Origin of the sequence: Rickettsiella endosymbiont of Rhagonycha lignosa, assembly GCF_964031165.1 — a bacterium.
In the GTDB taxonomy this organism is placed as follows: Bacteria; Pseudomonadota; Gammaproteobacteria; order Diplorickettsiales; family Diplorickettsiaceae; genus Aquirickettsiella.
The window spans coordinates 1,620,534-1,644,350 of record NZ_OZ035011.1 but is presented as its reverse complement, the minus strand read 5'-3'; the positions used below and the strand labels follow the sequence as shown (position 1 = coordinate 1,644,350).

Genomic DNA, 23,817 nt, shown 5'->3' with positions numbered 1-23,817 from the left:
AATTAAATGACAATTGAGAATAATCTAGACGTCATCATCAAAAAAACTGAAAAACAATGTGAAGACATAATTAATAAAAATGAGCCTGGATTTTCAAAAAATTTTGATCTAATAAGGATATGGATTGTACGTAACAAAAATGAATTTCTGTGTAATATCAAATTTGCAATTATAATCGATACAATTTATCAATTTTTTCAAAATAAATGTAATGAAGAGAAAACAAGTTTTATAGAGAATTGTTTGTGTCATATAATAAATGAATGGAGTAATTTATCTGAGGGGGAAATACAGGAAATTGCATGTCAACTGAAAACATATACTAAAACCAACGATACTAGTCTCCCAGAATCATTAAAAAGATTTATCCCTAAATCTGACGATTCTTTAAGTTTTTTTAGAGATATATCCAAAAAATTAATGTCAACCTGTCAAGAATCTCTATCGAACCTTTCTAGCACTTTTAAAACTAAATTGAGTACTCCATCTGCGGTTGAATTGGGGAAAGAAGCATGGTTATCAAATCAATTTCCTTTTTTTGAAGATGCTTCTCCAGAGACATTTACAAATAATCCAGCTATATATAAAAAAAGAATTAAAACTCGAGTGATAGCGTTTGATGAAGAAGGAATTGGTTACGATATTAGTTCTCCTTATTTGTATCTTAAGGAAATTAACAGGTTAAATAATATTAATTTAGAAATTGAACTTCCTGCAAAATTTAAAAAGAAATTATTACAAGAACAATTGTTGAGTGAAGAGTTAGAACGTTTAGGAAGAATTGAACTCAATCAAGAATCTTATTTAAATAAATTAAAAAGAAAAGTTAAAATATATGAATTTGATTTTTTTGCTAGTAAAGAAGAAAAGGATGCAAGGCAACGTAATATTGAACAAAAGATAGAAAATGATAAAAAGCACAAGAAGCGCCAAAAAATTAGCAAATTATTAATTCCAACAATAGTGGGCATTCAAGAAGAAATTGAGCTTTATAAGAAAGCGTTTGGTTCAAAATCATTGAGTATAGAATCTTCTTTATTTGAAACAGGTAAAGATGATTTTTTAGTTGCATTCCTTAAAACAATCGATTATGAAAAATTTAAAGAATTAATTAATTTTTCTGAATATTTACTTAATTCTATAGATAAGATACGAGAAACGTTTAAAAAAATAGATGATTTCTCTGAAAATTTAGGGATTGCTTCGAATTACATTGGTATTTTAGATAGTTATTATAGACATATTAAGGAAAATTTTAGTAGAGAAAGAATCGCCAATTTTTTAGAAGAAGCATTAATTCTATTTGAGAAAAAAACATTACTATTAGGTAATAATTATTCTTTATTAGACATACAAGCTAAAAATAAAAAAGAAATTGTATTTTCAAAGCATGATTTTTTAGATGAATTTATTGCAAATAATAATGCTAAACAAATTTTGAAGTTACTTTCAGAAGATATAAGTGCATTTTTTCATGAAAATGCCGATTCTACATTAATTAGAAATAATTGTTTGGAAAAAAGTAAAAATATATTAAAACAGTTATTTAATTATTTCTCAGGAAATTATTATTTTTTTAATGAAAACTTTAAGGATCAATTTGTTAAAAAATTTCTTTCAAATATACAAGAAGGACTTACGCTCAAATTTATTAGGGTTGAAGTTACTAAATTAAAATGGTGGCATTTTATCTTTAGGGGTATAAGCCCAGGTCATGTATTCGAGAAAGGATTTAAAGAGCGTTTATCAGAAAAATTATATTTAAAATTATTGGAAGAAAAATTCAAAAAAATCGAGGAAAAGCAAGAGCCTAACGCAGAAAATATAGATAAATTGTATGCCATCAAAAATGATATTAATTCTTTTAAAAATAAAATACAGGGTCATTCAATTAATCTTAATTCGTTAAATGTCCTTGACTCTCGCCAATCTATAGTTGATAGATTAAAAAAACATGAAGAAATTAAACAATTATTAGATAATGTTTTGATTTTATCTGATCAAGCTTCAAGTTGCATCAATGAATTTCATGAACTAAAGTACGTTTGCAAAAGAGAGATTGAAAAAGTTTCGGAAAATAATGAGATATTTCAGTTAAATAAAAATGATATTAGTAAATTACATTTTCCTCTAAAAGGGATGAAATAAGTTAAAATTAAATCTATTTCCATTTAATATTACATCCCATACTCGGTAGTTGTTGTGGATTTACAGGTTTACCTTGAAGGATATTGTCTAAAGCTGAACGAATATCCTTACCTGTTACTGGAATTTTATTTCCCGGCCGGGATCCATCTAATTGACCTCGGTATACACATAAGAGATCTTTATCGAAAATAAAAAAATCAGGTGTGCAAGCTGCTTGATAGGCTTTGGCTATTGACTGTGTTTCATCATAGAGATAGGGGAAACTAAACCCTAATTGTTTAGCCAATTGAGTCATTTTTTTAGGAGCATCTTCTGGATAAGCTATGGCATCATTAGCATTAATAGCTATAAAAGCTATACCTTTAGATTGGTAATCTTTTGCGAGTTTGACGAGTTCAAGTATGACATGCTTTACATACGGACAGTGATTGCAAATAAACATAATGACCGTGGCTTTGGAATCTTTGATATCTTTTAAGCTATAGGGTTCGCCAGTAACAGTATCCAATAATTTAAAATCTGGAGCGTTGGTTCCTAAATCAATCATGTTTGAGGGTGTCAATGCCATAAAGATTCTCCCATTTTCAATATTAGGGTATTATAACCTAAACCTTTATTCATTATATTTTCAATTATGGCTAAGCTTTATTTTTATTATTCTGCTATGAACGCAGGTAAAAGCACTGCTTTACTGCAAGCAAGCTATAATTATCAAGAACGAGGCATGCAAACTTTATTGTTTGCGCCAACTATCGATGATCGGCATAAATTGGGGTGCATAAGTTCAAGGATTGGCCTAAACGCAGAGGCGAATTTATTCACGTTAAAAGATGATTTGCTTGAGCATGTGGAGGCTTATTTAAGACAAAAGCAAGAATTAAAATGTGTTTTAGTTGATGAAGCGCAATTTTTGACAAAAAAACAAGTATTACAATTGACGAAAGTTGTTGATCGTTTAAATATCCCTGTTTTATGTTATGGATTGAGGAGTGATTTTCGAGCTGAGCCTTTTGAAGGAAGCCTTTATTTATTGATATGGGCAGATGAGATCAACGAGATAAAAACTGTCTGTTATTGTGGTCGCAAAGCAATTATGAATATCAGATTTGATGCCGAGAACCATAAAATAACTACGGGTAAGCAAATAGAAATTGGCGGGAATGAACGCTATATTTCGGTTTGCAGAAAACACTTTGAGTTAGCAGCTAGCTAATCTTTATAAGATCTGTCTTTCGCGCATAGAACCTATAAACTAGAATATTTTTAGCTCTTTTAATATTTTCTTAATTTTAAATGTTTAATATGAATCTATGATACAAGGTATTTCTAGTAACAGTTTTTATTAAGAAGTGTATTATATGCCAAATAAAGCTTCAATCACCTATTCTGATGGGTATGTTAAAAATTTATATTCATCAGGTTTAGCAGCCCAGCTAATTTTTGGCAAAAATATCCAAAGTGAAAAAACTAATAAGAAATTACAGCTTGTTAAAAATAATAATTTTGATGTAAACAAGTTTGACTCTAAAAACGAGTTACAAAATTTATTTGAATGTTTATGTTTTATTTTAGCCTGGTCTGATTTCATGGAAAATTGGTATGAAATTGATGAGGTCAAAAGAAAAAAAATACGTCAATTAATGAAGTTTAAAAATAAGATACCTAAGCCTACTAGAAAGTATATACACCGGGGTTTATATAATGTAGTTGTGCAAAACTTACAGAGATTTAGCCAAGTTGCTGAAGATAATGAAGAAAAAAGATTGATCGAACATTTACTCAATTGCTTAAAAAAAATCTATCATGATGAAGATATTGATTCAGCTATTAAAAAGAAATCTTTAATAATAGTTATTGATAAATTTTTAAAATATAAAAAATTTAACTACCCATTTGAAATTGAAAATGTATTTTTAGAGGCCGCTGAATTAATTTCTACTTTTTCTTTCTGGTCTGACAAACTGCTTTATGGATGCGGTTTTGGTATAGGATTGATTGCATCATTAGCTTGTGGATTGAGTACGGGTGCTGCTATTTTCATCTTATCAGTAGGATTTAGTTTGCCTTTGGGATTTGTGATTCCTCTAAGCTTGCTAATTTTCCTAGCAGGAACCCGAGCCAATTTTCAGCTTTTCTCACAGCATATCCCACAATTTTTTCAAGATCTTTGCAAAAAAGATAATCATCTACAATTATCTAGAAGTAAGAAGTTTTTAATTTTACCTGCTGGGTTTCTTTCTTTATCCGTGGGAATTGCAGCAGCCGCAATTACCTACCTTGAAGGTACAAAAATGATAGCGCTTATTTGTCCAGCATTGGCCGCAACATGCCCACATTTGACTGTTGCTTTTTTGGGGGTATTAGCCGCTGCGTTATTAATTGGCTTAACCATCGTTATGCTAAGAACCTTTTATGGCGTTTTAAAGTCGCAGTTTTCATGGGAAGATTTCAAAAGGAATATTCAAGAAAAATGGCAAAATATAACGGTTACTCAGTTTTTTGTTTATATTTTTAAGGTATTGGTTATGGCTGTTGCCTTTTTTGGGTTGATTTATCTTGATTTTACTGGGACAACCACCTTGGCTGGATTATTAGGTTGGGTTGCTGCGGATGCCATAACAATTGCCGCAATTTTAGGGGATTTACCCTTTACCTTGAAAACCGCACTCGCTTGGTGTAATAGTTTATTTAATGAAAGGAACTCTAATTCTAACTTAACAAAAGATACAAAATATTATTTAGGGCAGATAGTGGAGTTTTTGGCATTGATTATCAATGCCCTGGGTAACGCGGCTTTGGTATTTACTGATTCATGTGTCTCCCGTATCGCTAGTATTGCTGCTTTCATGAATTCTTATGCCAGTAATCGTATTCAAGAGGATGATTGTCTATTAACTCAAGCAAGAGTAATGGCAACTGAGAAATCTTTATCTTCATTAAAAGCTACTTTTTTTGAACCTTCTTTTAAAGCTTCTCAAATACAAGTAGAAGCCCATAATGATGATAAGCTCTCAAATGATAGTTCAGTCAGTGCATTCGACATAACAGTAGTATAGGAGGTTTGATTTAACTTGGACAATACACTGGCCTTGCTATACACTACGCTTCCCAAATAGTCCCTAAAAATAAAAGACAGAAGTTTATAAGTCTATTCTCTATTTGAGGCATTAATGGCCATAACTACCTTAAAGCGAATTTGTGACTCTCTCAGTTTTTCTAAGATTCAACCCTGGCTGGTTTGTCTTTCGGCCGCACTCTTCTTCTTTTACGAATTTATCCAGATGGGTATGTTTAACTCGATTAGCCAAGAGTTAATGCATGATTTTTCAATAAATGCGAGTCAATTAGGTTTTTTATCTGCAACCTACTTTTATGCAGATGTTATTTTTTTATTATTTGCTGGAATCTTAGTCGATCGCTTTTCAATCCGTATTATTATACTCAGTGCGATGGTTATGGTTGTTCTTTCTACTATTTTGTTTTCTTTAAGCAGATCTTTTGAAATAGCAGCTTTTAGTCATTTTATAGCCGGTATAGGTAACGCCTTTTGCTTTTTGAGCTGTATTAAGCTAGCGACGCGATGGTTTTCTTCCCAGCGATTAGCGTTGGTGATTGGTATTATTATTACTATTGCTATGGCCGGTGGAATAGTGGCGCAAACCCCTTTCGCTCTGGTTGTACATGCATTAGGATGGCGCACTGCTGTAATGATGAATGCCGGACTAGGGATATTTATTACTCTATTGGTTTACTTCTTCGTTTATGACTATCCGAAGCATCAGCTATCGCAGAAAATGGCGGAAAATAAAGCCGGTAAGCCTATTTCTGTAATCAAAAGTATTAGTTTATCCTTACAGAATAAACAGAATACTTTAGCAGGGATTTATACCTGTCTTTTAAATTTACCAATTATTTTGTTGGGTGCATTATGGGGGACTTTGTATTTAACACAAGTGCATCACCTTGAGAAAACCCGAGCTTCATTAGTTGCAACCATGATCTTTTTAGGGACTATCATAGGCTCACCTTTGCTAGGTTGGTTCTCTGACTTTATTGGTAGGCGAAGATTGTTGATGATTATTGGTGCTATGTTTTCTTTACTGGTTTTGCTAATTATTATGTTTACACCCGTATTACATTATTATACCTTGCTTATTTTATTTTTATTATTAGGCTTTTTTACTAGTACACAAATTATTAGCTATCCGTTGATTGCAGAAAGCAATCCTAGACATCTGACAGGCACTTCTACGAGTTTAGCTTCAATTCTAATTATGGGTGGCGGTGCCGTATTCCAACCTTTATTTGGGTGGTTAATCGATTTACATTGGGATCAAACCTTCTTACAAGGCGCGCCTTTCTATTCACCCGGTAATTATCGTTATGGTATGGCTATTATGCCGATAGCCTTTTTAGTGAGTTTACTTGCTGCGTGTTGCTTACGTGAGACCTTTTGCCAACCTTTTATTCGAGAGAATAATCTATGCTGACTTCAGCTGTTCATGAGAATGTTTCAATAATGGATAAAAAACTGCCATGGATAGTTTGTTTTTCAGCGGCACTGTTTTTTTTCTATGAATTTATTCAAATGAATATGTTCAATGCTATCAGTGCTGATTTGATGCATGCCTTTTCTCTTAATGCAACTGGACTGGGTAAGTTATCGGCTTATTACTTTTATGCCAATTTATTATTTTTACCGATTGCGGGGGCTTTGTTAGACCGATTTTCGACACGTAAAATTATTCTTTCTTCTTTGTTTCTTTGCATTATTGGTATTGTTGCTTTTGCAATGACAAGTTCATTTGTATGGGCATCTATATTTCGGTTCATGAGCGGTATCGGTAGCGCTTTTTGTTTTCTAAGCAGTATTCGACTCGCATCGCGTTGGTTTCCCGCAAAAAATATGGCTCTAGTTAGTGGTTTAATCGTTACGATGGCCATGATGGGGGGGATGGTAGCGCAAACGCCTTTGACTTTATTGGTGGAATTAGTAGGTTGGCGCCATGCTTTATTTTTTGATGCAAGTTTAGGTGTTATTATTTTCTTAGTAATTTTAAGTTTTGTTCAAGATTACCCAGCTAATTTACATCAAGAACAAAAAAAATCGCATCATGAGCTTTCTAAATTGGGACTTTTTAAAAGTTGGCGACTCGCCTATTTAAATCCACAAAATAGTTTATGTGGGTTGTATGTCTCCTTGCTCAATCTACCAATTGCGCTTTTAGGTGCTATTTGGGGGAGTTTATTTTTGCAGCAAGCGGATCATTTTTCTGCAACAGAAGCTTCATTTGCGCCAAGCTTGCTTTTTATAGGGACGATCATTGGTGGTCCTGTTGTAGGATGGGCATCTGATAAAATTCAAAAGCGTATCCCGCTTATGATGTTAGGAGTCATAATTTCTCAGTTAATAGTTATTACAATTATCTGTGTACCAGGATTTTCTATTTTAACTATCGCTTTGCTATTTTTTGCTTTAGGTTTTTTTACCAGTAGTCAGGTATTGAGTTATCCTTTAGTTGCTGCCAGTAATCCGAAAAGTCTAACTGCCACTTCAGTTAGTGTCGTATCTTTTATGGCAATTGGAGGCTACGCGATTTTTCAACCTTTATTTGGTTGGTTGATGGATGCAAATTTTCAAGGAACGGTATCAAATCAACTTAGAATTTATTCCCCCAGTGATTATCATCGCGCTTTACTCATTATACCCATCGGATTTTGTATTGCTTTTATCACTACATTTTTAATGCGAGAACCACGTGCTTAATTAGAAGTTGTTCTAAATTGATTCAGTCAATATCTTAATTGGCTATTTTAAAAAAGATTCGCTAGTATATACTTCTTTTTAGCTTTAAAGCTCGGTTTTTAATCACACTTCTCTTTTTTAAGTTTGAGAATAAAAAATGGATAGTTACACAACTTTTACTTCAGAATCAGTGTCAGAAGGACACCCTGATAAGATTGCCGATCAAATTTCTGACGCAGTTTTAGACGCAATTTTACTTCAAGACAAAAATGCTCGAGTTGCCTGCGAAGCGCTAGTTAAGACAGGTATGGTGCTAGTAGCTGGCGAGGTAACAACAACAGCTTGGGTTGATGTGGAACAAATTGTCAGAGAAACCGTAAAGGAGATTGGCTACAATAGCTCTTCAATGGGTTTCGACTGGGAATCCTGCGCTGTTATGACAGCTATTGGGAAACAATCACCTGATATTGCTCAGGGAGTGGATAAGCTCAATAAATTGGAGCAGGGTGCAGGCGATCAGGGTTTAATGTTTGGTTATGCAAGTAATGAAACCGATGTACTTATGCCTGCAGCTATTACTTATGCACATCGTTTGATGGAACGTCAGGCAAAGCTACGTAAAAATAACAGTCTAAATTGGTTGCGGCCTGATGCTAAAAGCCAGGTAAGTTTACGTTATCAAAAGGGTAAACCTATCGGCGTGGAAGCTATCGTGCTTTCTACTCAACATGCCCCTGATATTGCTTATGACGATCTGAAAGAAGCCGTAATGGAAGAAATTATAAAGCCTATTTTTCCAACAGCGTGGTTAACAAAAACTACAAAATATTATATAAATCCTACCGGTCGTTTTGTAATTGGCGGACCTTTAGGTGATACAGGATTGACAGGACGTAAAATAATTGTGGATACGTATGGCGGTATGGCGCGCCATGGCGGGGGCTGTTTTTCCGGGAAGGATCCTAGCAAAGTTGATCGTTCGGCAGCTTATGCTGCACGTTATGTTGCCAAAAATATTGTTGCTGCAGGGTTGGCTGATCGTTGTGAAATACAGATTTCTTATGCTATCGGTATTGCGGAACCCACATCTATAAATATTAATACATTTGGTACGGCTAAATTACCTGATAAACGAATCATTGAGTTAATTCAACAGCATTTTGATTTAAGACCAAGAGGTTTAATTGAAATGCTTAATTTATTAAGACCTATTTATAAGCCCACCGCAACCTATGGTCATTTTGGCCGTGAAAATGAAGATTTCCCGTGGGAGAAAATTGATAAGACGGAATTATTACGCGCAGACTTATTAACCCATGAAATCAAACAAGTAACAGAATTATAAATTATTGTTTCCAAGTAATTGGAATTTTTGTCTGTGTTGCTGCTCGCAATCTTCTATGTATTTTAATACATCTAGTTTGCTTCACTAGGCGGTATTCCAGCCAAAATACCTACTCTGGAATATAAGAACGGTATTTAATATTTATTTAAGTTATTGAGAAAGTATTTATGATCGCGGAAAAATTAAAAGCTAGCATTACTGACTATAAAGTTGCTGATTTAAATTTAGCAGAATGGGGACGGCGAGAAATCACTATCGCTGAGACAGAAATGCCAGGTTTAATGGCTTTACGCAAAAAGTACGGGCACGAAAAACCTTTAAAAGGCGCTCGTATTGCAGGTTGTTTACATATGACCATACAAACAGCCGTTTTAATTGAAACACTGCTTGATTTGGGCGCAGAAGTGCGCTGGTCTTCTTGCAATATTTTTTCTACGCAGGATCATGCAGCAGCAGCAATAGCTGCTCGAAATATTCCAGTTTTTGCTTGGAAAGGAGAAACTGAAGAAGAATTTTGGTGGTGTATTGAGCAAACTTTAAATGGGCCCGATGGTTGGATGCCAAATTTATTATTGGATGATGGGGGCGATCTCACTTTATTACTCCATGAAAAACATCCTAAACTTTTACATGATATTAAAGGAGTATCTGAAGAAACTACAACAGGTGTACATAGACTTTACCAAATGCAAAAAGAAAAAACATTATTGGTTCCAGCGATAAATGTTAATGATTCAGTAACAAAATCCAAATTTGATAACCTCTATGGTTGTAGAGAGTCGTTAATCGATGCTTTAAAACGCGCGACTGACGTTATGATCGCCGGTAAAATTGCTGTAGTTTGTGGTTATGGTGATGTAGGAAAGGGATGTGCTCAGAGTCTGCGTTCCTATGGCGCGACTGTATGGATCACGGAAATTGATCCGATTTGTGCATTACAAGCTGCCATGGAAGGTTATCGCGTCGTAACCATGGATGATGTAGCAGGACTCGGAGATATATTTGTAACGGCTACCGGCAACAAAGATGTTATCACTTTATCCCATATGCAACAGATGAAAGATTTGGCCATCGTTTGTAATATAGGGCACTTTGATTCTGAGATAGATGTAGCCGGGTTACGTCAATTCAATTGGTTAAATATTAAGCCACAAGTTGATCAGATAAATTTTCCGAATAAAAAGCGTTTATTACTATTAGCTGAAGGTCGTTTAGTTAATCTAGGCTGCGCTACAGGACATCCTAGTTTTGTTATGTCTAATTCATTTACCAATCAAGTTTTAGCGCAGATTGAGTTATGGCAATATAATAATCGTTATGAAAAAGGCAAGGTTTATATGCTCCCTAAAACGTTGGACGAACAAGTGGCTCGTTTACATTTAGAGAAAGTTGGAGCTAAATTAACAGAACTGACTTCTGAGCAAGCCCATTACATTGGCGTAAAGCCTCAAGGACCCTATAAATCCGATTATTATCGTTATTAAAAATTTATTTTTCAAAAATTTTAATGCCCTCTTTACTAGCCATAAGTAAAATATTTGCAGGACGCTGGGCGAATAAACCATTACACACTACACCTGGAATATTATTTAATAAACGCTCAAGTTTAATGGGATCTGTAAAATCCCAATGTTGAGTATCTAATATTATGTTGCCATTGTCGGTAATAAAATTTTCTCTATAAATAGGAAAGCCACCTAATTTTACTAATTCTCTAGCAACATAGCTGCGTGCCATAGGAATAACCTCTAATGGCAGACTTTTTTGGCCTAGCATACCGACATACTTACTTTCATCAATGATGCAAATAAAATTTCTGCTGGCAGCGGCGATAATTTTTTCACGTGTAAGTGCTCCACCCCCCCCTTTTATAAGTTGCAGTTGTGGATTGACTTCATCAGCTCCATCTATATAAAAGGCCAATTCACCGGTGCAATTTAGATCTAATACAGGGATATTAAATTGTTTTAAACGTTTTTCAGTTTCGGCAGAAGCTGCGACCACTCCTTCAATTTTATGTTTAATGTGAGCTAACGCCATAATAAGAAAATTGACAGTACTACCGCTTCCTAATCCTAGAATAGAGCCCGCTTTAATATATTCTAATGCAGCTTCGGCTACTTTGCTTTTTAAAAGCTCCTGATTTTCTGTTCTCACTAAAATCTCCCCAGTCCAATTTTGGTAAGTTACTTTGACATAAGCGTAAACTGCATGCAATTTCTATAACTGATTTTTATAAAAAGCTATCATTTTAGAAGTAAAACCACATTTCACCCAAATTTAGATTTATGAGATTCCGAACCTACTATGTAACCTATTAAAGCAGCGTCTACTTGTGAGAAGCCACTGATAAGAGTTGGTGTAGTAAAAATTTGATGGGCTGTGCGCATAAAATATAGGCCCTGACCAAGAATATTGACCAAAATGGTATTATCTCGATATTGGGCAATTATTTGGTAGCGTATTGGTTCTGATATATTCCACATAGTGAATCTCCATAAAAAAAATAGTTTAATAAGAACTATTCATGTTGTTTAAATCCTTATCGTATTCTATGAAGAAAATATTTGTCTTTGATTATTAACGTTTTAGATTCAACTTTAATGCCCATTGCAATGCAAGATGATCACGATTGCTGAGTATAGGTTTTTAAGATGGGTAAGCTTGTGCGTACGGTATATCTAAAAAATGACAAAATACTATCTCTTTAAAACTATACTATGTGCCAAGCTGCTAATTCAATGTGCAAAAAAGTTTAAAAAAGTCTAGAAAAATGATTTATTTACCTACTTGGTAAATTGATTTATATTTTTAGCCTTCAAAATGAGCTTTATTTCTAAGTATTCTTTTCCCCGCTTAACGTTTTTTGCTAAGCTGTGTTATGCTTGGCCAATTTTATGAGACCTACTACAAAATTATGGGGTTGGTTTAGTGGCTGTCTCCAATGGCCCTTAAGAAAAAGGGATTTGCATGCTATATCTTAAGGAGCCTTTACGGGATAAAGACATATGTTAGTTTTGAAAAGATTTAGTGGCTTTTAGTTTTTTATTATAAAGAGGGGCTGTATGCTTAGATTGGGATTACGTAGCCTATTGTTTTTAACCTTATCTATTATTTTATCATCATGTGGAAAAATAGATAATAATCCTAAAACTCATCCGACGAGCTTTAAAGCCGGAAAAGATTATGAAGTTATTTCTACGTCGGAGATTATTCCGAAATCAGCACCCAAAACCCAAGTACAAGTGATTGAGTTTTTTAGTTATGCTTGTCCTGCCTGCTATCATTTTGAACCAACTTTAGACAAATGGCTTGCAACCCAGCCAAATTATGTAAAATTTGAGCGCATACCGATAGTGTTTCAACCAAGTTGGCGCAGTTTAGCTCGAGCTTTTTATATTGCCAAAATGTTGGGAGTCGAAAAAGAATTGACGCCTGTTATATTTAAAGCTATTCATGTTGAAGGACAAGATTTATCAAATCCTAAGCTTCAAGAAGAATTCTTTATAAAACATGGGGTTAAACAACATGAGTTTGAAAGTATAGCTAGTTTTTCCCCAGGTATTGATGCACAATTATTGAGAAGTGATACTTTAATGCAAGAAGATAAAATTCTTGCTGCACCTACGTTAGTTATTGATAATCGATATAAAGTTGATCCCAGCATGATAGGCGGAGATCCCGCACGCTTTTTGCAGGTTACTGATTATTTAATAGAAAAAGTGAGAAAAGGGGACGAATAACTTGAGTGATTTCGTCAATATCCAAGGCTTATATTTTAGTCGTAACGGACGTACTGTTTTTTCCGATATCGAATTAAATATCCCGCGGGGTAAAATAACGGCCATTATGGGTCCAAGTGGATGTGGTAAGACTACGTTACTGCGTTTAATAGGTGGCCAATTAAAACCCAAACGCGGCAATATCCATGTCAATGGTAAGTTAATAAATAAATTGCCTCGAGCGCAACTTTATGAATTACGTCGTAAAATGGGTATTTTATTTCAAAGCGGCGCGTTATTTACCAATCTGAGTGTTTTTGAAAATGTTGCTTTTCCTTTAAGAGAACATACCGAACTACCTGATTTTATGATTCGTGATATTGTATTGATGAAATTACAATCTGTAGGTTTACGTGGGGCTAAAAATCTTATGCCTAATCAACTTTCAGGTGGTATGGCACGGCGTGTCGCTTTAGCGCGAGCGATTGTTCTAGATCCAGAGCTTATTATGTATGACGAACCTTTTACAGGTTTGGATCCCATTGCACTTGGCGTGATTGTAAAACTTATTTCAGATCTAAACAAAGCCTTAGGTATTACAACGATCTTAGTTTCTCATGATGTAAAAGAAGCACTAAGTATTGCAGACTATATTTATGTGATTGCTAGCGGAAAAATTATTGGTCACGGTACGCCAGAGAAAGTACATATAGATAAGGATCCAGAGGTTCAACAATTTTTACAAGGCTTACCCGATGGCGTGGTCCCTTTTCATTATCCCGCTATTGAGTATAGCCAAGAGTTACTGCATTAATATATGTTGATATTAGAAAAATTTCGATTATTGGGTCAGTTTGGTCTACAGCTATTAATGAGCATTGGTCGTTCCGGGATTTTTTTAGCGCATTTATTAATACGAAAACCACGGTTTAAAAAAAGTTTTCCTTTGTTAATCGAACAACTATTTTTTATTGGCGTACTATCTTTAATCATTATTGTCTTATCAGGGTTATTTATTGGCATGGTAGTGGGATTGCAAGGCTATAATACTTTAAATAAATTTGGTGCAAGTCAACAATTAGGGCAATTGGTTGCTTTAAGCGTGGTACGAGAATTAGGACCAGTGGTTACAGCATTATTGTTTGCAGGTCGTGCGGGTTCAGCATTGACAGCAGAAATTGGTTTGATGAAATCTACGGAACAACTTGCAAGTATGGAAATGATGGGTGTGGATCCATTATGGCGTGTGATTTCACCGCGTTTTTGGGGTGGTTTTATCAGTATGCCCTTATTAATGATTATTTTTAGTGCAGTTGCTGTGTGGGGCGGGTATTTAGTAGGTGTCGTTTGGTTGGGCGTTGATAGCGGAACATTTTGGAGTGCTATGCAATCTGCTGTTAATTTTCATGATGATATTGTGAATGGAATTATAAAAAGCATAGTATTTGGTGGTGTTGTTACATGGATAGCTGTGTTTCAAGGATATGATACCGTTCCAACTCCTCAAGGAATTGGTCGAGCAACAACGCGTACCGTTGTGTATTCTTCCCTGGCTGTATTAGGCTTGGATTTTGTATTAACCGCAGTGATGATGGGGGGTTGGTAAGTGCGCGAGAGAATAATAGAAATTTGGGTTGGTTTTTTTATGTTATTTGGGATTCTTGCTTTATTAGTTTTGGCTTTTAAGGTAAGTGGATTAAGTAGCTCAATAGGCGAGAATGGATATAACATTACAGCAGCTTTTGATAATGTAGGTGGATTAAAAGTACGCTCGCCTGTGTCTTTAGCAGGGGTTCATATTGGGGAAGTAAGCGCAATAAAACTTGATAACGTTCAATTTAAAGCTGTTGTGACGATGAAAATTGATTCAAAGTATAAACAATTGCCAGTAGATACTTCTGCAAGTATTTTAACTCAAGGCTTATTAGGGGCAAATTATATTAGTTTAACACCAGGGTTTGCTCAAACTTTTTTAAATAATAATGCTATTGTACAAGATACGCATCCCGCATTAATTTTAGAAGATCTTATTGGCCAATTAATATTTAGCTTAAAGAATTCAGGGGGAAAAAAGTGAAAAAAGTTATCGTCGCATTGCTTGGGTTATTCATGTGTACAATGGCTTGGGCGATTTCATCGCCTATAGAAGTGCTACAAAATACCTCGAATCAGTTAATTTCAGAGCTACAACGAAATCAAGCGACGCTTAAAACAAAGCCACAGATTGTTTATGGTATCGTTGATCAAATTTTATTGCCGCATGTTGATATAGAGAGTATGTCGAGTAAAGCCTTGGGCCGTGCTTGGTCAAATGCCACGCGCGCTCAACAACAAGCTTTTGAGGATCAATTTGTTATGTTACTTGTTCGTACTTATTCAAGTGCTTTGGCCCAATACACGAATGAACGCATAATTTTTTTGCCATTACGCGAAGATTTTAATAATCAATCTTATGTAGAAGTTAAAAGTCGCATCATCCGAGAATCAGGTCCTCAGATTAATCTTAATTATCGAATGCTACGAGTGCAAGGTCAGTGGAAGCTTTATGATTTTAGTGTGGATGGCGTGAGTATCATAGAAAGTTTTCGCTCTCAATTTGTTGAAGAGTTACGCCAGAGTGGTATCGATGGCCTTATTAGTAAACTTGCACAACATAATAATCAAAGTGATTAACTTAGATGAACAAGCCATCCTTACACTTTAAAAAAGATCATTATGTTTTATCAGGGGCTTTAAATACCTATACCGTACCGGGTATGTGGCTGCACAGCCAAAATATCTTAAAAAATGATAAAACTTCGTTAGTTCTTTTTAATTTAGAAGATGTCACTCAAAGTGATAGTAGTGGAGTGGCATTATTGATTGCTTGGACACGAATGCTAAAACAACGTGATCAAAAAATTCGTTTTGTAGCTTTACCTACACAAATGCTTGCCATTATTCGAGTATCAGATTTAGAAAAAATATTGCCTATAAATCGTTCCTCTGGATAGATCTAAAGCAAAAAAAGCTTAAATGCTCACCCGAGATAAATATTTTACCTATCTTGGGAATTTCTACTCAAAAGTTACATATTTAAAGAAATGCTGCGCATGGATAAATATACAAGGTATAAAAATAGAGATAGAGAGATAAATGGTGGATAAACTAATTATTAGAGGTGGCATCCCATTACAAGGTGAAGTCAGAATTTCTGGTGCGAAAAATGCAACCTTACCTATTTTAGCAGCCTGCTTATTATCAGAGGAACCTATTACTTTATTTAATGTTCCTCACCTACAAGATGTTACCACCATGGTGGAACTTTTAAGTGGTATGGGAGCACAATTTACTATAGGTGAGCGCATGAGTTTAGAAGTGCGTTCTCGTGAACTGATTGATTCCTACGCCCCCTATGCATTAGTAAGAAAAATGCGCGCATCCATTTTAGTTCTAGGTGCATTACTCGCTCGTTGTGGTGAAGCTATCGTCTCGCTTCCTGGTGGTTGTGCGATTGGTACACGTCCAGTCAATTTACATATTCAAGGACTAGAAGCCATGGGTGCAAAAATCGAAATAGAAAATGGCTATATTAAAGCCAAAACTAAAGGACGCTTACAAGGTGCATTCATCGATCTCGATACGATAACGGTCACCGGAACTGAAAATTTAATGATGGCCGCGACCTTAGCCAAAGGTAAAACGGTTATCAAAAATGCGGCGCGTGAGCCAGAAGTTGTTGATTTAGCCAATTTTTTGAATAGCATTGGGGCAAATATTAGTGATGCAGGAACAGATACAATTACTATCGAAGGTGTAGAGCAATTAACTGGAGGTTATTATCGAATTTTGCCGGATCGAATAGAAGCGGCTACTTATTTAATTGCAGTTGCTTGCACACGAGGTTTTATCCGTCTAAAAGATATTCAGGCAAACACTTTAGATGCGGTTATTTATACATTGCGTCAAGCAGGGGCAGAAATTGCTATTGGCGATCACTGGATCGAACTTGATATGCGGAATAAACGCGCCAAAGCCGTTAATGTAAGTACTGCACCCTATCCTGCTTTTCCAACTGATGCACAAGCGCAAATTATGGCGCTTAATATTACTGCGGAAGGAACCGGAATTATTACTGAAACAGTGTTTGAGAATCGTTTTATGCATGTGCAAGAAATGCGCCGCATGGGCGCTGACATTACCTTAAAAGGTAATGTTGCTATCTGTAAAGGTGTCGATAGATTAATGGGCGCAGAAGTTATGGCTACCGATTTACGAGCTTCAGCAAGTTTAGTATTGGCAGGTTTAACGGCTGAAGGTGAAACGACCGTAAATAGAATTTATCATATAGATCGCGGTTATGAGTGCATCGAAGAAAAATTATCGCAGTTGGGCGGAAAGATTCGCCGTGTGTCAGTATTAGATGGCAGTTGATAATTAAAAAACTAGAAATTTATAAATTGCTATGCAACTTATAAACTTCTAATTAAATTTCTAGGATGGATATTAAACTACTGTAGCCTCACAAACATTGGTCATCGTTCGTGCTTGTATACCACTTAGCATATCCCAAATCGATTTAGCTATTTTTTTAGCGGCTTTTTCTGCTGCTAATTTTTCTTCCATAGGTAAATTTTTTATGAGTGTTTTAGTGGCTTCGGCATGTTCTACATCCGCTTCAAGATGGACTAAGAAAAATTTTAAGGTAGCTTCATCGACAATATCATAAAATTGTTTCAATCCAGTGATTTTACTGGCAGCTGTTTGCGGAATCTGACGTTCGTAAGCGTATAAAGCACCTAAGCCTTCTGCATAAGAAGAACGTGAAAGAGCCATAAATTCATCAATGAATTGTTTCGTTTCGGGAAAAAGTGCACTGCTAATGACGGCAGCTTCTGATAAACCGAGTCCTTTGCTAAATTGCAACCATAAAACCGGATGACTATCGAGACCATTCATCCCTTCTTCATCGTTTAAATTGTCTAATAATACTTTTCGTGCCTCAGAATTTTGACAATTGCTATGCGTGGCGCTGATATAACGAGGAAAAGCATCCACATGGTGATAATACTGACAAGCATAATTGCGAAGATTGTCTAATGACAACTTACCAGCAGACCAAGCTTGATAAAAAGGATGTTTAAGTAAATGGTTTTCATTCAGTTGTCTATCAAGTTGCTGCATGTAATTGATTTGCAAAATATCATTAAGCGTATTATCCACTGTTTGCATAGTCATAGTGCCTTTCTCCTTATTTGGTTTAGAGTGAAACATTATACCGAATTTAGTCTCAAATCTAAAACCGAGAATATGTCTCAAATATTACCAACTTTTAAGCGCATATTGCTTTAAAGGTTTACTTAATAGAGTGTATTTTTCAAAAACGCAAATTTTATTTAAAAACAAAATCAATTTTGATTATTTGCCTAAAAAATTTACATAATTAGTCTAATTTGACACTATTTGCTTTAACTCCTACGATAAAGTGCATTATTTTATTCTTTAATAGCTATTAAAGGGAGTTTTCATATGAAGAAATCAGAAACAACTGCTTACTTAATTGCAGGGGTTTTAGCGACTTCTGTTGTATTAACGGGTTGTGGCGGCGGTAGTGGTGGTGGATTAAGTGGCCTCGGAGCAGCTGGTGCTACAGGAGCTACGGGTGCTGCCGGAGGTACTGGTGCTACGGGTACTACTACTGGGTCTTTGACTAACTTATTAGATGTGCTCGGTCCAAGCGGTATCGATGTGGCTGGAATTGTACCAGGTTTAGAGGGTGTTAATCTGCGTGCACTTTCATCTGCCGATGTGCTTGATTTAGAAGCGGCAGGATTTACGGGCCTTGATTCTGTTCAGTTATTGGAAAGCAATGGAACGATACTAGGTATCAATACACCAGGCGGAGCATTCGCGTTACCTGGTATTACATTACCAGCAGGTTTACCTGCCTTGCCAGCTCTACCGGTAAACGTAGGGAATATAATATCTGGACTCAGACTTTAAAAATTAAAAATATTAATTATTTACGAGTTTTGCTATTTAATTTTTCGTTTGATTGCCGGTTTTTACAAATAATATCAACAAGTACTTAAACTAAAATAAATGTGAAACTCGTAATAATTTAAATTCTATATAATTGTATTTTTCTTCCGTTATTAAAATGGTGTATAGCTAAAAGTGAAGAAGAAACGTAAACTTTTACCATTATGACCACTTTCTACTTGTGCTTGAACCGGATTAGTCATTGGTCTTGCGACAGCTAATTGCAGACGAAAGTCTTTACTTAACAATAATCTTATTCCAGCAGCTAACGAAGCATCACTGTATATGTTGTTTAAAAAGAAAGCTGGAGCTACATTTTTGTTCCAGACTTTACCAATATCATAACGAGTAAAATATTGAATAGCGTTGAATGATTTTGGAAAAGTATTGTAACGTAATTCTAAGCCACCCATGAGTCCTTGATCGCCAATAATTTCACCAGGATCATAAGCCTGTCCGTAAGGTAGGCCGCCACCATAAGGAATTTTTTCCACTGGGGCTAACGGATTAAAAGCATACTGCCCCATAGAGTCTATTAGCACCGAAAAGGATTTAGTTAACTTTTGTATATGTGTGACATAATAATAAAATTTGGTATAGCCAACATAAGGATTAGGGATGCCTGGGGGTGGTGGCGGTGCAGTATTTGCTCCGAATATGTGGATACCTTGACTTAGTTCAGCTTCCATTCTATCAAAATATCGAGTTCGAGTACGTTCATAAATGGCTTTGGCGCGTAATGAAGGGAGTCTTACGATAGCATCAGGACCATTAGCTACGCCATTAAAGGAAGACGTTTTGCTGCGATAATAACCAAATGCTAATCGTCCTTCTAATTTATCATTGGTTTGTAAAATAAACGGATGATAAAAATAAGCGCCTAGCTCTCCTGCTTTACCGGCAACACTAGCGGGTGGAATGTTGAGACTAGGTTTTATTTGGGTGTAATCAGTATAAATATCGAGATGGTTGCCATTAATCCCGATAGGGAAGTTATGTAATATATAATAATATTGTAAAACTTTTGGATCGAATGGTGCAGTTGCAGCCGTTACTACAGTTGAATCACCTCCTTGCAACAAGGAATACATATTCGCTGTTAAAAATAGATTTTGTCCACCTAAATAACGGTTTTGGTTATTATTTAATAAGGCATTGGGAATAAAACGACGTTGTTTAATGACAAACGTAAGATTTTGTGCGCCAGAATTAGCTAACTCAGGACTTCTTTTTAACGTAGCTGTAACACCAGGCAGGCGATTTAATAATAAGATGTAATGCTGTAAAATTTTTAATCGTAATGGACGCGATTTTTTTAATTGTAGAGCATAATTATCCAGATAGTTTTCTAAACCATGGGTTTTACCAATAACATTAACCTGATCCACATAAGCCTCTAAAATTTCTATATGAACATATCCAGATGACAAGTTTTGTACTGGTAAAGTGGCTCGAGTAAGAATATAACCATCTTTTAAATATTTTAATGTAATTTGCTGATTTATCTTTTCTAATTCTTGGTAGCTGATTCTTTTATTGAGATAAGGTCGGAAAAAAGCCTGTAGACTTGTTTGTGAGTAAACAGTCGATCCGCTAATGCATACAGAACGTAAAACGAAAGGTCTGCGCATACTGGGCGGTACTGAAATAGCGGGACGAATAGGCACCGCTGCAATGGGTGAGATAACCGGTCCATTTGCACTGACCGCTTGCTGGATACTGACTGTATTTCGTAATTGTTGTTGTACTTGTCCTGGAGAGAGTGAACTGATGACATCAGCTAATGCAAAGCTTGGAAAAATAAGCAACAGAAAATAAACACAATAGCTAAGAAGTTTTGCAAACTGGGTTTTTACTGCTCGAAATTGTCTAATATCCATTTAGTTAATTATCCGTAAGAAAATCTAAGAAAAGTTTAGTAGACCTTAATGATTAATCAATAGTTATTGAATTTTTCTTTTTTATTAAACGGAAATTGTTGTTAGAATTTTCTGAGCTTGATTAGCTAAATTAGCTATTTCGTCAAATGCACCTTTAGCAATCAGCTTGCGCGGTGCTATCCAAGTTCCACCGACACAAGAAACATAAGCCAAGTTCAGATAGTTAAGAAGATTATCAGCATGAATGCCGCCGGTCGGACAAAAATGTAAAGGTAAAATTTCTGCAACAGCTCGCAGTGTTTTGATGCCACCCATGCTTTCAGCAGGATAAAATTTAAGATATTTTAGCTTGAGCTGATGCGCTAATAGTGCTTCGCTAACGGTAGCAATACCTGGCATGTAGGGAATATTATGCTTTTCAGCTTCAAGCACTAAGTGCTTGTTTAAACCAGGACTAACCGCAAATTTTGCTCCTACAGATTTTATCTGTGAGAATTGCTTAACGTCGACAATAGTGCCTGCCCCGACTATAGCTTCAGGGAAGGTAATATTTATTTTCTCGATAGCGGCTAAGGCGCAAGCCGTGCGCAAGGTAATTTCTAAAACCTTAAATCCAGATTTAAGCAGTATTTCAGCTAGAGGAATTGCATGTTCAACTTTATCGATTACAATAATCGGTATGATACGATTTTGGCCTAGAATATCAATTAAAGTAAGCATCGATGTCCTATAAAGTTATAGTGCATAATACTCTCCTCTTTTTTACCAAGCAAATATACTCTTCGCACTTGGATTTTTGTCTGTGTTGCCGCTCAATTCGCAATCCTCATGTATTCCAATACACTCCGGTTGCTTCATTCTCGCGGCGCCTTGCCAAAACCCCAATTGCTGTGAGTATATTAGCGAAGCTATACGGTCTGAGACATAACCTAAATAAAGAGGCTTATGATTAAAATTAAGCAAATTGGTGTGATTGGAGAAGCAATGCTGGAATTATCACAGCAAACCCCCACTTCACTATCTCTTGCATTTGCGGGAGATACCTTAAATTTTGCGATTTATTTGCGCAGATTATTACAAAACCAAGCTTTAGATATTCATTATGTAACCGCCTTAGGACAGGATGTCTATAGTGATCAAATGTTATTGGATTGGCAAAAAGAAGGGCTTAAAACTGATTTAATTAGTCGTATTAATAATAAATTACCGGGTCTTTATTTAATTCGTACCGATAATAAAGGGGAAAGAGAATTCTATTTTTATCGTTCCGAATCGGCAGCGCGAGAATTATTTAAAGGAGATAATCTAATCGATTTATCTCAGCAATTAGCAGGTATGGATTATCTCTATTTTTCAGGAATTACTTTAGCGATACTCGATGCAGCGAGTCGAGAATATTTAGCAGATATTTTACAAAAAGCTAAACAAGCAGGTGCACAAATTATTTTTGATTCGAATTATCGACCCTCACTATGGCCTAGTCCCGAGTCAGCAAAAAAAGTGATTCAAGCTTTTTTAAAATATGTAAATATTGCTTTACCTACTTTTATTGACGATCAATTAGTATTTGCTGATGCTACTCCAGAGGCTTGTGTGCAACGATTGCTCAAAAATGGAGTGTCCGAAATAGTCGTTAAATGTGGAGCCGAGGCTGCTTTAGTTGCTACAGCTAATCATCAACAGAGAGTTTCAAGCTGCTTAGTGGATAAAATAATTGATACCACTGCGGCTGGAGATTCGTTTAATAGTGCTTATTTAGCGGCACGTCTATTAGGTTTTGATCCGGTCAAATCATGCCTATATGGCCATGAGCTCGCTGCAAAAGTTATAACTCAACCAGGCGCTATTATTCCCCGAACAATAATGCCAAAATTATTTTGAGGATAAGAAATTCATATGCCAGAAATTGTTTGTGAATCGACTATTTTTGGTAAGTTACCTGATGGCCAACTGATAACGCAATATACATTATCTAATCCAAATGGAATGTGTATCAGTGTTATAAATTATGGCGCTACTTTAACTTCAGTAAAAGTTCCGAACTCAAAAGGTAAGATGCAGGAATTAACTTTGGGATTTGATTGCCTAGATGATTATTTAAACCATGAATTTTATTTTGGAGCGACAATTGGTCGCGTTGCTAATCGTATTACTAATGCACATTTTAATTATCTAAAAAAAGATTATTTTTTAAGTAAAAATAAAAATTTTGCACATCATTTGCATGGAGGAGAACAAGGCTTGGATAAAAAGGTTTGGCGAGCGGAAGTTGCAAATCTAGAAGATCAAATAAGTGTCAGTTTTTTTTATCTAAGTCAGGATAATGATCAAGGATATCCTGGAAATCTCGACATTAAAGTGAGATATAGTTTAACGCTAAACAACGAATTGAAGATTAACTTTCAAGCCGAAACCGATCAAGCCACGCCAGTTGATTTGACTAACCATGCCTATTGGAATTTAGCTGGAGCAGGAAATGGGATCGTATTGGATCATATATTGCAAATTTTTTCTGATTGTTATGTTGTTACGGATAAAGATTTACTTCCTACGGGAAAAATAGCAGAAGTTAAAGATACTCCATTCGATTTTCGTGAGCCTCATCAAATCGGTGAGCGAATTAAAGAGATTGCTATTGGCGGTTACGATCTTTGTTATATAGTATCTTCTGTAATAAATCATCAACCCCAATATGTTGCAAAAATTAAAGAACCCAAAAGTGGACGTATACTTGAAGTGTTTACCACACAACCGGGTTTACAATTCTATACTAGCAATAGCTTGAAAGATTATCCGATTAGTTCAAGTTTGCACACGCAACGCTATGGAGCTTTTTGCATGGAAACACAAAATCTTCCTGGTGCGGTTAAATACCCAGAGTTTCCTTCGCCTTTTTTATTACCAGGCGATAAATATCAACACGAAACCATCTATCGATTAACTTGGTAAGAATTT

The 23,817-nt window shown here is 35.5% G+C and carries 23 protein-coding genes; 17 read left to right on the top strand and 6 right to left on the bottom strand.

Annotated elements, in window-relative coordinates:
* The first annotated feature begins 6 nt into the window (after nt 1-6).
* A complete protein-coding gene (locus tag AAHI99_RS07390) occupies nt 7-2,148 on the top strand; it encodes a hypothetical protein (protein ID WP_342227618.1) in 2,142 nt (713 codons plus the stop codon).
* A gap of 13 nt (nt 2,149-2,161) precedes the next feature.
* Here AAHI99_RS07390 and AAHI99_RS07385 read toward each other — a convergent pair whose 3' ends face one another.
* Complete coding sequence (locus AAHI99_RS07385; protein ID WP_342227617.1) at nt 2,162-2,716, bottom strand: thioredoxin family protein; 555 nt, start codon at nt 2,714-2,716, stop codon at nt 2,162-2,164.
* Nucleotides 2,717-2,782: 66 nt separating this feature from the next.
* Between AAHI99_RS07385 and AAHI99_RS07380 the strand changes: the two genes are divergently transcribed.
* The 6 genes from AAHI99_RS07380 to ahcY all read left to right on the top strand — a co-directional run bounded on the left by AAHI99_RS07380 (nt 2,783) and on the right by ahcY (nt 10,723).
* Nucleotides 2,783-3,361, top strand: coding sequence for a thymidine kinase (locus AAHI99_RS07380; protein WP_342227616.1), 579 nt, complete (start codon nt 2,783-2,785; stop codon nt 3,359-3,361).
* A gap of 145 nt (nt 3,362-3,506) precedes the next feature.
* Entirely contained in the window at nt 3,507-5,204 is a 1,698-nt protein-coding gene (locus AAHI99_RS07375; RefSeq protein WP_342227615.1) for a hypothetical protein, read from the top strand.
* A 114-nt stretch (nt 5,205-5,318) separates the two neighbouring features.
* Nucleotides 5,319-6,638 carry an MFS transporter gene (locus tag AAHI99_RS07370; RefSeq protein WP_342227614.1) on the top strand — a complete coding sequence of 440 codons (1,320 nt, stop codon included), beginning with the start codon at nt 5,319-5,321 and terminating at the stop codon, nt 6,636-6,638.
* Entirely contained in the window at nt 6,632-7,915 is a 1,284-nt protein-coding gene (locus AAHI99_RS07365; protein WP_342227613.1) for an MFS transporter, read from the top strand. Before AAHI99_RS07370 ends, AAHI99_RS07365 begins: the two co-directional genes overlap by 7 nt.
* A gap of 136 nt (nt 7,916-8,051) precedes the next feature.
* Nucleotides 8,052-9,239 carry a methionine adenosyltransferase gene (metK, locus tag AAHI99_RS07360; RefSeq protein WP_342227612.1) on the top strand — a complete coding sequence of 396 codons (1,188 nt, stop codon included), beginning with the start codon at nt 8,052-8,054 and terminating at the stop codon, nt 9,237-9,239.
* 167 nt (nt 9,240-9,406) lie between these two features.
* A complete protein-coding gene (ahcY, locus tag AAHI99_RS07355; protein WP_342227611.1) occupies nt 9,407-10,723 on the top strand; it encodes an adenosylhomocysteinase in 1,317 nt (438 codons plus the stop codon).
* A gap of 4 nt (nt 10,724-10,727) precedes the next feature.
* Here ahcY and rpiA read toward each other — a convergent pair whose 3' ends face one another.
* Together rpiA and AAHI99_RS07345 are read right to left on the bottom strand one after the other, a co-directional pair.
* Entirely contained in the window at nt 10,728-11,396 is a 669-nt protein-coding gene (gene rpiA, locus AAHI99_RS07350; protein WP_342227610.1) for a ribose-5-phosphate isomerase RpiA, read from the bottom strand.
* A 113-nt stretch (nt 11,397-11,509) separates the two neighbouring features.
* Complete coding sequence (locus tag AAHI99_RS07345; RefSeq protein WP_342227609.1) at nt 11,510-11,725, bottom strand: hypothetical protein; 216 nt, start codon at nt 11,723-11,725, stop codon at nt 11,510-11,512.
* 579 nt (nt 11,726-12,304) lie between these two features.
* Between AAHI99_RS07345 and AAHI99_RS07340 the strand changes: the two genes are divergently transcribed.
* The 7 genes from AAHI99_RS07340 (at nt 12,305) to murA (ending at nt 17,374) form a co-directional block, all read left to right on the top strand.
* The gene (locus tag AAHI99_RS07340) at nt 12,305-12,982 is read left to right on the top strand and encodes a thiol:disulfide interchange protein DsbA/DsbL (RefSeq protein ID WP_342227608.1); all 678 of its coding nucleotides are present in this window, start codon (nt 12,305-12,307) and stop codon (nt 12,980-12,982) included.
* Nucleotide 12,983: 1 nt separating this feature from the next.
* Nucleotides 12,984-13,775, top strand: a complete 792-nt coding sequence (locus AAHI99_RS07335; RefSeq protein WP_342227607.1) for an ATP-binding cassette domain-containing protein — start codon at nt 12,984-12,986, stop codon at nt 13,773-13,775.
* 3 nt (nt 13,776-13,778) lie between these two features.
* Entirely contained in the window at nt 13,779-14,567 is a 789-nt protein-coding gene (gene mlaE, locus AAHI99_RS07330) for a lipid asymmetry maintenance ABC transporter permease subunit MlaE (RefSeq protein ID WP_342227606.1), read from the top strand.
* The gene (mlaD, locus tag AAHI99_RS07325; RefSeq protein ID WP_342227605.1) at nt 14,568-15,038 is read left to right on the top strand and encodes an outer membrane lipid asymmetry maintenance protein MlaD; all 471 of its coding nucleotides are present in this window, start codon (nt 14,568-14,570) and stop codon (nt 15,036-15,038) included.
* A complete protein-coding gene (locus AAHI99_RS07320) occupies nt 15,035-15,634 on the top strand; it encodes an ABC transporter substrate-binding protein (protein ID WP_342227604.1) in 600 nt (199 codons plus the stop codon). The genes mlaD and AAHI99_RS07320 overlap by 4 nt, the downstream gene beginning before the upstream one ends.
* 5 nt (nt 15,635-15,639) lie before the next feature.
* A complete protein-coding gene (locus AAHI99_RS07315; RefSeq protein WP_342227603.1) occupies nt 15,640-15,954 on the top strand; it encodes an STAS domain-containing protein in 315 nt (104 codons plus the stop codon).
* Nucleotides 15,955-16,099: 145 nt separating this feature from the next.
* Nucleotides 16,100-17,374, top strand: a complete 1,275-nt coding sequence (gene murA, locus AAHI99_RS07310; protein ID WP_342228378.1) for a UDP-N-acetylglucosamine 1-carboxyvinyltransferase — start codon at nt 16,100-16,102, stop codon at nt 17,372-17,374.
* Nucleotides 17,375-17,446: 72 nt separating this feature from the next.
* Here murA and AAHI99_RS07305 read toward each other — a convergent pair whose 3' ends face one another.
* Nucleotides 17,447-18,178, bottom strand: a complete 732-nt coding sequence (locus AAHI99_RS07305; RefSeq protein WP_342227602.1) for a CADD family putative folate metabolism protein — start codon at nt 18,176-18,178, stop codon at nt 17,447-17,449.
* 291 nt (nt 18,179-18,469) lie between these two features.
* Here AAHI99_RS07305 and AAHI99_RS07300 point away from each other — a divergent pair, with 291 nt between their 5' ends.
* The gene (locus AAHI99_RS07300) at nt 18,470-18,943 is read left to right on the top strand and encodes a hypothetical protein (protein WP_342227601.1); all 474 of its coding nucleotides are present in this window, start codon (nt 18,470-18,472) and stop codon (nt 18,941-18,943) included.
* A gap of 152 nt (nt 18,944-19,095) precedes the next feature.
* Here AAHI99_RS07300 and AAHI99_RS07295 read toward each other — a convergent pair whose 3' ends face one another.
* Entirely contained in the window at nt 19,096-20,862 is a 1,767-nt protein-coding gene (locus tag AAHI99_RS07295) for a ShlB/FhaC/HecB family hemolysin secretion/activation protein (RefSeq protein WP_342227600.1), read from the bottom strand.
* Nucleotides 20,863-20,946: 84 nt separating this feature from the next.
* Nucleotides 20,947-21,582 carry a bifunctional 4-hydroxy-2-oxoglutarate aldolase/2-dehydro-3-deoxy-phosphogluconate aldolase gene (eda, locus tag AAHI99_RS07290; protein WP_342227599.1) on the bottom strand — a complete coding sequence of 212 codons (636 nt, stop codon included), beginning with the start codon at nt 21,580-21,582 and terminating at the stop codon, nt 20,947-20,949.
* Between the two features lie 225 nt (nt 21,583-21,807).
* On the opposite strand from eda, the gene AAHI99_RS07285 reads away from it, so the two are divergent.
* Together AAHI99_RS07285 and AAHI99_RS07280 are read left to right on the top strand one after the other, a co-directional pair.
* Nucleotides 21,808-22,743, top strand: a complete 936-nt coding sequence (locus AAHI99_RS07285; protein ID WP_342227598.1) for a sugar kinase — start codon at nt 21,808-21,810, stop codon at nt 22,741-22,743.
* Nucleotides 22,744-22,758: 15 nt separating this feature from the next.
* Nucleotides 22,759-23,811 carry an aldose epimerase family protein gene (locus AAHI99_RS07280; protein WP_342227597.1) on the top strand — a complete coding sequence of 351 codons (1,053 nt, stop codon included), beginning with the start codon at nt 22,759-22,761 and terminating at the stop codon, nt 23,809-23,811.
* The last annotated feature ends 6 nt before the right edge of the window (nt 23,812-23,817 follow it).

Bases quoted from the DNA above. Each gene is read 5' to 3' on its own strand.
- AAHI99_RS07380 (WP_342227616.1), top strand. From the start codon at position 2,783: ATGGCTAAGCTTTATTTTTATTATTCTGCTATGAACGCAGGTAAAAGC.
- AAHI99_RS07305 (WP_342227602.1), bottom strand. From the start codon at position 18,178: ATGACTATGCAAACAGTGGATAATACGCTTAATGATATTTTGCAAATC.
- AAHI99_RS07315 (WP_342227603.1), top strand. From the start codon at position 15,640: ATGAACAAGCCATCCTTACACTTTAAAAAAGATCATTATGTTTTATCA.
- AAHI99_RS07390 (WP_342227618.1), top strand. From the start codon at position 7: ATGACAATTGAGAATAATCTAGACGTCATCATCAAAAAAACTGAAAAA.
- metK (WP_342227612.1), top strand. From the start codon at position 8,052: ATGGATAGTTACACAACTTTTACTTCAGAATCAGTGTCAGAAGGACAC.
- ahcY (WP_342227611.1), top strand. From the start codon at position 9,407: ATGATCGCGGAAAAATTAAAAGCTAGCATTACTGACTATAAAGTTGCT.
- AAHI99_RS07345 (WP_342227609.1), bottom strand. From the start codon at position 11,725: ATGTGGAATATATCAGAACCAATACGCTACCAAATAATTGCCCAATAT.
- AAHI99_RS07370 (WP_342227614.1), top strand. From the start codon at position 5,319: ATGGCCATAACTACCTTAAAGCGAATTTGTGACTCTCTCAGTTTTTCT.
- AAHI99_RS07300 (WP_342227601.1), top strand. From the start codon at position 18,470: ATGAAGAAATCAGAAACAACTGCTTACTTAATTGCAGGGGTTTTAGCG.
- AAHI99_RS07280 (WP_342227597.1), top strand. From the start codon at position 22,759: ATGCCAGAAATTGTTTGTGAATCGACTATTTTTGGTAAGTTACCTGAT.
- eda (WP_342227599.1), bottom strand. From the start codon at position 21,582: ATGCTTACTTTAATTGATATTCTAGGCCAAAATCGTATCATACCGATT.
- AAHI99_RS07375 (WP_342227615.1), top strand. From the start codon at position 3,507: ATGCCAAATAAAGCTTCAATCACCTATTCTGATGGGTATGTTAAAAAT.
- mlaE (WP_342227606.1), top strand. From the start codon at position 13,779: ATGTTGATATTAGAAAAATTTCGATTATTGGGTCAGTTTGGTCTACAG.
- AAHI99_RS07365 (WP_342227613.1), top strand. From the start codon at position 6,632: ATGCTGACTTCAGCTGTTCATGAGAATGTTTCAATAATGGATAAAAAA.
- AAHI99_RS07285 (WP_342227598.1), top strand. From the start codon at position 21,808: ATGATTAAAATTAAGCAAATTGGTGTGATTGGAGAAGCAATGCTGGAA.
- AAHI99_RS07295 (WP_342227600.1), bottom strand. From the start codon at position 20,862: ATGGATATTAGACAATTTCGAGCAGTAAAAACCCAGTTTGCAAAACTT.
- AAHI99_RS07385 (WP_342227617.1), bottom strand. From the start codon at position 2,716: ATGGCATTGACACCCTCAAACATGATTGATTTAGGAACCAACGCTCCA.
- AAHI99_RS07340 (WP_342227608.1), top strand. From the start codon at position 12,305: ATGCTTAGATTGGGATTACGTAGCCTATTGTTTTTAACCTTATCTATT.